9 protein-coding genes and 1 pseudogene are annotated in these 9,579 nt (G+C 32.8%); 2 read left to right on the forward strand and 8 right to left on the reverse strand.

Annotation, left to right across the window (positions count from 1 at the left end; all coding sequences use genetic code 11):
- The 6 genes and pseudogenes from ACOYLT_RS08495 to menD form a co-directional block, all read right to left on the reverse strand.
- A pseudogene (locus tag ACOYLT_RS08495) lies at positions 1 to 65 on the reverse strand (elongation factor P); the annotation flags it as partial.
- 94 nt (positions 66 to 159) lie between these two features.
- Positions 160 to 945, reverse strand: a complete 786-nt coding sequence (gene lpxA / locus ACOYLT_RS08500; protein ID WP_422853430.1) for an acyl-ACP--UDP-N-acetylglucosamine O-acyltransferase — start codon at positions 943 to 945, stop codon at positions 160 to 162.
- 83 nt (positions 946 to 1,028) lie between these two features.
- Positions 1,029 to 2,414, reverse strand: coding sequence for a bifunctional UDP-3-O-[3-hydroxymyristoyl] N-acetylglucosamine deacetylase/3-hydroxyacyl-ACP dehydratase (locus ACOYLT_RS08505; protein WP_422853431.1), 1,386 nt, complete (start codon positions 2,412 to 2,414; stop codon positions 1,029 to 1,031).
- A 12-nt stretch (positions 2,415 to 2,426) separates the two neighbouring features.
- Complete coding sequence (lpxD, locus tag ACOYLT_RS08510; protein WP_422853432.1) at positions 2,427 to 3,449, reverse strand: UDP-3-O-(3-hydroxymyristoyl)glucosamine N-acyltransferase; 1,023 nt, start codon at positions 3,447 to 3,449, stop codon at positions 2,427 to 2,429.
- 33 nt (positions 3,450 to 3,482) lie between these two features.
- Positions 3,483 to 4,715 carry an HD domain-containing protein gene (locus tag ACOYLT_RS08515; protein ID WP_422853433.1) on the reverse strand — a complete coding sequence of 411 codons (1,233 nt, stop codon included), beginning with the start codon at positions 4,713 to 4,715 and terminating at the stop codon, positions 3,483 to 3,485.
- Between the two features lie 30 nt (positions 4,716 to 4,745).
- Positions 4,746 to 6,407: a 2-succinyl-5-enolpyruvyl-6-hydroxy-3-cyclohexene-1-carboxylic-acid synthase gene (gene menD / locus ACOYLT_RS08520; protein ID WP_422853434.1), complete on the reverse strand. Its 1,662-nt coding sequence runs from the start codon at positions 6,405 to 6,407 to the stop codon at positions 4,746 to 4,748.
- 131 nt (positions 6,408 to 6,538) lie between these two features.
- On the opposite strand from menD, the gene ACOYLT_RS08525 reads away from it, so the two are divergent.
- Positions 6,539 to 7,036 (forward strand): GNAT family N-acetyltransferase, encoded by a 498-nt coding sequence (locus ACOYLT_RS08525; protein WP_422853435.1) that lies wholly within the window; start codon positions 6,539 to 6,541, stop codon positions 7,034 to 7,036.
- Between the two features lie 77 nt (positions 7,037 to 7,113).
- Here ACOYLT_RS08525 and ACOYLT_RS08530 read toward each other — a convergent pair whose 3' ends face one another.
- Positions 7,114 to 7,620: a hypothetical protein gene (locus tag ACOYLT_RS08530; RefSeq protein ID WP_422853436.1), complete on the reverse strand. Its 507-nt coding sequence runs from the start codon at positions 7,618 to 7,620 to the stop codon at positions 7,114 to 7,116.
- Between the two features lie 102 nt (positions 7,621 to 7,722).
- Here ACOYLT_RS08530 and ACOYLT_RS08535 point away from each other — a divergent pair, with 102 nt between their 5' ends.
- On the forward strand, positions 7,723 to 7,863 hold the full coding sequence (locus ACOYLT_RS08535) for a hypothetical protein (RefSeq protein ID WP_422853437.1): 141 nt from the start codon (positions 7,723 to 7,725) through the stop codon (positions 7,861 to 7,863).
- Positions 7,864 to 7,907: 44 nt separating this feature from the next.
- Here the strand turns inward: ACOYLT_RS08535 and ACOYLT_RS08540 are convergent, their stop codons facing one another.
- On the reverse strand, positions 7,908 to 9,482 hold the full coding sequence (locus tag ACOYLT_RS08540) for a PKD domain-containing protein (RefSeq protein ID WP_422853438.1): 1,575 nt from the start codon (positions 9,480 to 9,482) through the stop codon (positions 7,908 to 7,910).
- Positions 9,483 to 9,579: the final 97 nt, after the last annotated feature.

The following is a 9,579-nucleotide window of genomic DNA, read 5'->3' on the forward strand; positions in this document are numbered from 1 at the left end:
ATTTTATAAATATCGTGATTGAACTTGATGCATAATCCGTTTCTAATATCTGATGTAGATGCCATTTTGTTATTGTTTAATGTAGTTTAAAATTTATTTAGTTTAATCAAAGTTCATAAATAGTCTAACTGAACACGTATTGCTGAACACTGAGCTTTTTTAATATGATCCAGAGTATCCTTTCATAATACCTCTTGACGAATTTCTAATAAAATCTAGTATTTCATCTCGTTCTGGAGAAACAGCCATTTCTCCTTCTATTATTCCCATTGCTTGAGAGGTATTATAGTTTTTTTGGTATAGTATTCTGTAAATATCTTGTATTTCTCTAATTTTTTCAGAAGTAAATCCTCTTCTTCTTAGTCCAACAGAATTTATCCCCACATAGGATAAAGGTTCTTTTGCTGCTTTTGTGTAAGGTGGTACGTCTTTACGAACCAATGAACCTCCAGAAATCATGGCATGATCACCAATATGAATAAACTGATGAATTGCAGCTAAACCGCCAATAATAGCATAATTCCCAACGATTACATGTCCGGCTAATGCTACTCCATTTACGATAATAGCATTATCGCCAATATGGCAATCATGAGCAATATGAGCTGTTGCCATAATTAAACAATTATTACCAATCTTAGTTTGTCCAGAAGCAATAGTTCCTCTATTTATGGTAACACATTCTCTGATAGTTACATTATCTCCAATGACAGCAAGAGATTCTTCTCCACCAAATTTCAAATCTTGTGGCACAGCAGAAATCACAGCACCTGGGAAAATGTTGCAATTTTTACCAATACGTGCTCCTTCCATAATGGTAACATTGGAACCTATCCAAGTTCCATCGCCAATAACAACATTATTATGAATGGTTGTAAAAGGTTCTATAACTACATTTTTAGCAATTTTTGCGCCTGGATGTACATAGGCTAAAGGTTGATTCATTTGTCTTTGTTATTTTTTAATTAGTCAAATGTAATTCGGTTTTATGATTAAAATAAATTATAAAACGCTCATTTCATATCTTATTATTTTTTGGCTATTTGCGCCATTAATTCAGCTTCGGCAACTAACTTTCCGTTAGCATAAGCCTTTGCTTGCATGTGACATATTCCTCTTCTTATTGGGGTAATCAATTCGCATTTAAAAATTAAAGTGTCTCCTGGAAGTACTTTGTGTTTGAATTTCACATTATCAATTTTCATGAAAAATGTCAAGTAATTTTCTGGATCAGGAACTGTACTTAAAACAAGTATTCCTCCTGTCTGTGCCATTGCCTCAACAATTATAACGCCTGGCATAACTGGTGCTTCAGGAAAATGGCCTACAAAGAAACCTTCATTCATGGTCACATTTTTCATACCAACCACATAACTTTCAGACATTTCTATAATTCTATCAATAAATAAGAAAGGTGGACGATGAGGTAAGATACTCATGATTTTATGAATATCCATTAATGGTTCTAAATTTAAATCATAAACAGGAACTTGGTTACGTTGTTCTATTTTGATGATTTTTGATAATTTCTTAGCGAATTGTGTATTAACAAAATGTCCTGGTTTATTGGCAATAACTTTACCTTTGATACGAGTTCCTATTAAAGCTAGATCACCAATGACGTCTAATAATTTGTGACGTGCAGCTTCATTTGGATAATGCAGCGTTAAATTGTCAAGTATTCCATTTGGTTTTACAGCTATATGCTCTTTTCCGAAAGCTATCTTCAAATTATGCATGGTTTTTTCAGAAATCTCTTTATCGACGTAAACGATGGCATTATTCAAATCACCACCTTTTATTAAACCGTTATCTAATAAGGCTTCTAATTCATGGAGAAAACTAAAAGTTCTTGCATCTGAAATTTCTGCTTTGAAATCAGAAATATTTTTTAGTGTAGCATTTTGTGTGCCCAAAACTTTTGTTCCAAAATCTACCATCGTTGTTACTTGATAATCATCTGCCGGCATGACAAGAATTTCACTTCCTGTGGTTTCATCTGTGAATGAAATAACTTCTTTAACCACATAATAGTATCTTTCTGCCTCTTGCTCTACAACACCAACTTTTTCAATTGCTTCTACAAAAAACTTTGAGGAACCATCCATAATTGGAGGTTCAGAGGCATTTAATTCTATGATAACATTATCAACATCACAACCCACAAAAGCAGCTAAAACATGCTCTGAGGTTTGAATTTTAACGCCTAACTTTTCAAGATTTGTACCTCTTTGTGTGTTAACTACATAATTGGCATCCGCTTCTATAACCGGACTTCCCTCTAAATCAACCCTAACGAAAGTAAAACCACTATTTACTGGCGCTGGTTTAAAAGTCATTGTTACTTCTTTTCCGGTATGCAATCCAACACCTGTCAGTGAAATTTCGTTTTGGATGGTTTTCTGTTTAACCATGAGATGCTTATTTTATTTTGTTTTATTCTTTTTTAATTCTTCTAAATCCGTTACAATTTTTGGTAAATTTTTGAAATGTACATAAGATTTACTAAAATCTGCATATCCAAAGGATGGACTACCTTGCAATACTTCTCCATCTTTCACATTTCTTCCAACTCCTGATTGTGCTTGAATACGAACATTGTTACCAACAACTATATGTCCTGCAAAACCAACTTGTCCACCAATTAAACAATTACTACCTATTTTGGCAGAACCAGCAACACCTGTTTGTGCAGCAATTACTGTATGATCTCCTATTTCTACATTGTGAGCAATTTGTATGTGATTGTCAAGTTTTACGCCATTTCCAATAATGGTCGCCCCTAATGTTGCTCTATCAATAGTAGTATTAGCACCAACATCTACCCCATCTTTAATTATTACATTTCCTATTTGTGGAATTTTACTGTAAGTTCCATCATCAACTGGTGCAAAACCAAATCCATCTGAACCAATCACACATCCAGAATGAAAGTTACAATTGCTGCCTATTTCCGTTTCAGAATATACTTTTACACCAGCAAAAAAGATACAATTATCTCCAATAAGTACATTATCACCTATAAAACAGTTGGGGTATATTTTTACATTTTTTCCTATAACAACATTTTTACCAATGTAGCTAAAGCTACCCAGATATAAGTTTTCACCGTAAATTACATTTTCAGAAATCACCGAAGGTTGTTCAATACCAGACTTCATTAACTTTACTTGATTATAATATTCAAGTAGTTTTGAAAAAGATTGATAAGCATCATCTACTTTTATTAATGTAGTGTTGATATCGCTTTCGGGCTCAAAAGTGTTATTTACGATAGTGATAGTAGCTTTTGTATCATATATGAAATTAGAATACTTTGGGTTGGCTAAAAATGTTAGCGAACCTTCCGTTCCTTCTTCAATTTTGGATAACTTGAAAACTACGGCATCTGGATTACCTACTATCTCACCTTCAAGAATTCCTGCTATTTGAGCTGCTGTAAACTTCATTGGCACAAAAGTATAAAAAAATCAATTTTAATATTAAATTTCTTCAAGTAGTTTTGGAAAACATATAAAATATTTGGTGACAGGTTTTGATAATGCTTTTAGATTTAACTGGTCTGATGCTTCTACGACATCTTCAATTGATCTGTCTTTCTTTAAAATCCTAATAGGCTCTGCGTTCTTACTGTAAGCTTGATTTTTTATTTTCCCCTTAAAAATAAAATATTTGGCTTCTTGCTGTGTGATATTATGCTCTTTGGCAAAGCGAATAGTCATTTCTTCTAAAACTTCAGTTGGGAATTTTTCGTTATTGAGTTTAACTTTAGATAAATCTCTGTTGATTATCATTTTACTCAAACTACTTAGTATAAAATCATCATGATATTTCCATTCTTTTAATGCACTAATTATATCATAATCATCTAATTGAGAAAAGGTATTTAAATCAGTGGTTGATATATTTTCAAGAGTAATTTTATGTTCCATAAAATACTTTAAAGGCCTACTGCATTCAATAGCAATTCCTTTATTAAGTAATTCTTTAGCTCGTTGCAATGTCTTAGTCAAAGTCAATTCGGCAACTAAACTTGTTTTATGTAAATAGGCTTGCCAATACATTAATCGTCTAGCCATAAGGAATTTTTCAATAGAATAAATACCTTTTTCTTCCATTACTAATACATCATCAACTACATTCATCATTTGGATTAGCCTATCAGAATTGATATTTCCTTCCGCTACACCAGAGTAGAAACTATCACGCTTTAAATAATCCATTCTATCCATATCCAATTGACTAGAAATCAACTGTAGCATAAACTTTCTATGGTATTCTCCTTTAAAAACTTGAATTGCTAATTGTAATTGCCCACCAAACTCTTCATTCAATTGATTCATAAATAGCAAAGAAATCGATTCGTGATTTACTTCTTCTACAATGCTATGTTCCATAGCATGAGAAAAAGGACCATGGCCAATATCGTGTAAAAGAATAGCAATATATAAGGCATTTTCTTCTTCTTTTGATATAACAACCTCTTTGAAACGAAGTACTTCTACTGCTTTTTGCATCATGTGCATGGCGCCAAGCGCATGATGAAACCTGGTGTGATGCGCACCAGGATAAACCAAATATGATAATCCCATTTGGGAAATGCGACGTAATCTCTGAAAATAAGGATGTTGAATTAAATCATAGATTAATGAATTGGGAATGGTTATAAAACCATAGATAGGATCGTTAAATATTTTTAGTTTGTTAGTATTCAATGTATAATAGGTTTTCGTAAATATAGTTATTTATACTAATTCATTAAAATAGTGCTTCAACAGTTTGTCATTTTCTCTTGTGGGTGTGAATACTTCAAGAATGGCAGGTTGGTTGTTGGTGCCAAATAATTGTTGCATTGCATTAGATAATGAAATTGTATCACTAGCAGTAAAATACTCAAATCGATACATTTTGGCTAAATGCTCTGCTGTCAAACAATGAGAAGTTTCAAAGAATGTATTGAAGGTTTCCGATTCCTCGTGTCCTGGTAATATTCTAAAAATTCCACCACCACCATTGTTAATCAAAATAATTTTGAAGTTTTTTGGAATATAATTATTCCATAAGGCATTGCTGTCATATAAAAAACCAATATCGCCCGTTATCAAAACCGTTGGTTTATTATTTGCAACAGCAGCGCCAATAGCCGTAGACGTACATCCATCAATACCACTAGTTCCACGGTTACAAAATACTTCTATAGAGGCATCAATATCAAACAATTGTGCATAACGAATGGCTGAACTATTGCTAATTTGCAATTGAATATCTTTTGGCAATCCTGCTATTATACTTTCAAAAGCTTTAAGGTCACAAAATGGAACACTAGAGAGATAATTATTGTGTTTTATTTTTCTTTCCCTATAAATTTTATCAAAAGTAGTTTTGTAGTTGCTTTCTATATTTTTTATGTGAGGCAAAAACTGTGAAAAAAATTGGTTAGGTGCTACTTGGAAATGCTTGGTCAACATTCCAAAAGTATCATATGCCCTAAGTTCGTCAATGTGCCAATGATGGCTTGGTTTGTATTTTCTTAAAAAAAATTTTATCCTTTTTGAAACTATCATTCCTCCAAAAGTTATTAGAATTCTAGGCTGTAATTCAGTAAACTCTTTAGAAGTAAAAGGAGTAATTAAAGTATCAATAGTATTAATAAAGCTTGGATGATGAAGATTTGAAGTTGTTTCGGTCATTACTACAACCGAAGGCAAAGAAGCCAAAACATCCATCCATTTTTGTTCTATGGCATTGGGTTTATTTTCACCTACTAAAACCAATATCTTTTCACTGTGATTCCATAAGGCAGAAAAAGCAATTAAATCTTCTAAAGTAACCATTCTATTTGCTCTGTCAAGACTTGTTACGTTAAAATCTACTAATAATTTACTAGTTGTTTCGTATAGTGGTTCTTCAAATGGCACATTGATATGAACGGGTCCCTTGTTAGCTATAGCAATATTAATGGCTTCATTGATAAGTATATTATTTTCCTCTGATACTTCTTCTTTTAAATTAACATTATATAGCGAATGATTCAGAAAAACATTTTCTTGACGAATTGTTTGCCCATCACCAATATCAATTTTATCTAGTGGCCTATCAGCCGAAATTACTATCAACGGAATTTGACTGTAGAAAGCTTCAGCTAGCGCAGGATAATAATTTAACAAAGCTGAGCCTGAAGTACAAACTAAAGCCACGGGCTTCTGTATTTGCTGTGCCATTCCTAAAGCAAAAAAACCAGCACTACGTTCATCCGCAATACTATAGCAACGAAAAACTGGATTATTAGTAAAACCAATAGTTAACGGTGCATTCCTAGAACCAGGTGAAATTATGATATCATGAACTCCTTTGGCATGGCATATTTCAATTATGCTTTGCGCCAAAGGTATTTTAGGATAAATCATGGTTACTCTTTATGGACTACAAATATAGGAAGAAATAACCTTAAACTATATATAATTTGTTTTGTAAAGACCACCCAAATTTACACTGATATCAATTAGAAACATATGTGATATTTTTATATTTTTGAAAGATGGAAGTCCTAATCAGAAACTATAAAAAAGAAGACGCTGCAATCCTTGTGGATATTATTAATTATAACATCCTAAACTCAACTTCGCTCTATGATTACCACCCTAGAACATTAGAAAACCAGATAGCTATATTTGAAGATAAACTGAATAAAGGATTTCCGATTATAGTAGCCGTTGTGGAAAATCAAGTTGTTGGGTTTGGTTATTATAGTGAATTTCGTTTTCGTGAAGCTTACCGATTTACTGTAGAACATTCGGTTTATGTATTAAATAATTTTCATGGTAAAGGTATCGGAAAACTTTTAATGCAAAGACTTATTGACCTTGCCAAACAACAAAAACTTCATACCATGATTGCAGTAATAGATTCTGAAAACCAAAACAGCATCAATTTTCATGAACAATTTGGTTTTAAGACTGTTGCCGTGCTGAGGGAAACTGGATTTAAATTCAATCGATGGTTGCATTCACAATTGATGCAATTGCTATTAGAATAATTATAAAACAGTCGTATAACACACTCAAAAAGCAGCTAAAGTTCTACTTTTCCAATACAATACCGCATGATGTGAATTTATTCAACCTTTAGCATGCTATTTTCATCTATATGTAATGCATGAACCACAGCATTATAATCATTGAAGTTTAATTTACTTCGTTTATTACCATAGAAACCAGGCACTATCACTACTCTAAAGACTTGGTTCAAACGATAAGTCGAACTCACAGCTGGCAAATTAAAACCTTCCATATAAACTTGCGTATCAAAACGAGTAAAATCAAAATCGTATCTTATATCTAAAGTACCATCTGCAAAATAGTAAGTCTCTGGCACTAATTTCCATACAGCTGCACCTTGATAGATACCCGACAAACGATATACTAACACCATATCCGAATCATAAATAGGATGAGGATAAGTTAAAACCACGCTATAACTATTGGGTAAAAAGTTCACATTAGAATATTCAAATACTTCACTGATAGTGTCATTATCTATGGTATTTGTTGCGGTGTCGTTATTACAACTTTGCAAGGTTATTATACCTATTAAAGCTAAAAGTAGAGTGATATTTTTCATGATTATAAAATTTTATGACCTTTATTAAGAGGATTAGTTTTTTAATTATAGTCAATACTTGTGCCAAAGTTTCTTTTTACCAAAAAATTGTACTTTTGTATCATGAGTAGAAATAACGAAAAGAACATCAAAGCACACAACGACAAATTACACAAAGCACAAGATAAAGCTAAAGCCAAGAAAGTAGCTCGTGAACAATTGCGCAAAGCGATTTTGAAAAAATTTAATGAAACCAAAGAGTAAAAAAGCACGCTATTGTGGAAGTTTACATCTTTATACTATAAGGTTTACTCCTTAATTATTTTTTGTACAAAAAACCCAGTATTGGTTTCTAAGGTTACCAAATAGATTCCATTAGCAAGTGATGAAATGTCTAAGGAATGACCAACTAAAATCCCTAATGTATTGGTAATCGTTACTTTTTTAATATCAATAGTAGTATTTGATAAAGTTAGATTTCCTTTTGTTGGATTGGGATATAAATAAAGACCACTTTTAATATCTACAGCTATAGTGCCTAAACCAGAAAAAGCATAACAATCTGAAACGCTTACACAACCATTTGTGGTAAGTTGCACGGCATAATTTCCATTTGCTGATGGAGTATAGATTTGTGCAATAGCATTTGGAATTAGGCTATTGCCATTATCACAGTCTAACCACTGATAATTAGTGCCTGTTAATGTCCTATCGGCTAATAAAGAGGCATTTCCTATAGTGACATTAGTCGTGAAAGCATTTTGAGTATCTGTTATGGTTACTGGAATAGTAATAGTATCCGTTTGGTTTGGATTGCAAAAAGCATTGGTTGTAGTAAGCGTAACTTGTTTAACCCCAGGACAGCTGAAATTGTGCGTTGGATTAACTTCGTTACTAGTAGCAGAACCATCCCCAAAATCCCAACTTACACTGTCATAATTGGTACTGGTGTTAATAAATGAAACCGAAGCATTATTGTTGGCAGGAACAAAATCGCTCGCTAAAGGAAAATAAGCAAAAGTAGCATTAGGAGTCAAACAGCGTTGAATATCAAAATAAGTTACTTGATTAGGGACCCATTGATTCGCTACTACACTCCCATCTACTTGCAAAACAGGAATACCATAGGCTTTGTCAAACCATTTGTAAGAAACGGTCGTAACAGTGTTTTGAGTTGGCGTTCCATTGGAGGTAACGGTAATAGTATTCACTACGGTAGATTTCATTTTCAACACATTGGCAAAAGTCCCAAAAGGAGTTACTAAAGAACCCCAGCCCTCAACCAAATTAGTTCTCTGACCAGCAGAAGCATACTGTATTGGCACATTAAAAGTATTTAAATCAATACTTAAAGCAAAAGGATTGGTGTAATTATCATTATAATTCATAGGGAATTGATAGAGTACATCTGCTGTTTGATAGGAAGCTACAAATGGTAGCGTTGTACTACCTACAGTAATTGCTGCTCCAATCATTCTGTCTTCCAATGAAGAAGAAGACAATTTCAGATGATCGATAACGTTACTTAAACCATAACCTTGAATCTCGATACCATTAGTTAATTTAGTTGCTAAGTTAAAATTGTTGTTGAACTGCGCATTGCAAGTTAAAAAATAGCTGTTAAAAAAACACCAAGCAGTTTTATAGCCCGCATTGATAGGATTTTGATACAATAAGGCTTCCTGAGTACTAGGTGTCAAAGCGCTGTAATCCCAACTGAAATTGGGACCGGTTTGTTCATAGTCTAACGCCAAAGCAGAAGCGGTAGCCGTACTTACGATGTACGATTCATTTTGTTGAGCAAAGTCTGTTGATACATAACTTACTTGTGCAAAACCTACACTAGAAAGTAATCCTATAAATAGTAAAGTAATTTTAGTCATATACGTTTTATTTGAAAGGAGTTAAAAGTAAATAATATTTTTTTATTTTAAAAAAAATAATTGATAATAGAAGATTTTAGAGATATTGAGACTAAAC

Source organism: Flavobacterium sp. (genome assembly GCF_049318185.1).
In the GTDB taxonomy this organism is placed as follows: domain Bacteria; phylum Bacteroidota; class Bacteroidia; order Flavobacteriales; family Flavobacteriaceae; genus Flavobacterium.

Excerpts from the sequence above, each read along its gene's own strand:
- menD (WP_422853434.1), bottom strand. The coding sequence starts at position 6,407 with ATGATTTATCCTAAAATACCTTTGGCGCAAAGCATAATTGAAATATGC.
- ACOYLT_RS08540 (WP_422853438.1), bottom strand. The coding sequence starts at position 9,482 with ATGACTAAAATTACTTTACTATTTATAGGATTACTTTCTAGTGTAGGT.
- ACOYLT_RS08535 (WP_422853437.1), top strand. The coding sequence starts at position 7,723 with ATGAGTAGAAATAACGAAAAGAACATCAAAGCACACAACGACAAATTA.
- lpxD (WP_422853432.1), bottom strand. The coding sequence starts at position 3,449 with ATGAAGTTTACAGCAGCTCAAATAGCAGGAATTCTTGAAGGTGAGATA.
- ACOYLT_RS08530 (WP_422853436.1), bottom strand. The coding sequence starts at position 7,620 with ATGAAAAATATCACTCTACTTTTAGCTTTAATAGGTATAATAACCTTG.
- ACOYLT_RS08505 (WP_422853431.1), bottom strand. The coding sequence starts at position 2,414 with ATGGTTAAACAGAAAACCATCCAAAACGAAATTTCACTGACAGGTGTT.
- ACOYLT_RS08525 (WP_422853435.1), top strand. The coding sequence starts at position 6,539 with ATGGAAGTCCTAATCAGAAACTATAAAAAAGAAGACGCTGCAATCCTT.
- lpxA (WP_422853430.1), bottom strand. The coding sequence starts at position 945 with ATGAATCAACCTTTAGCCTATGTACATCCAGGCGCAAAAATTGCTAAA.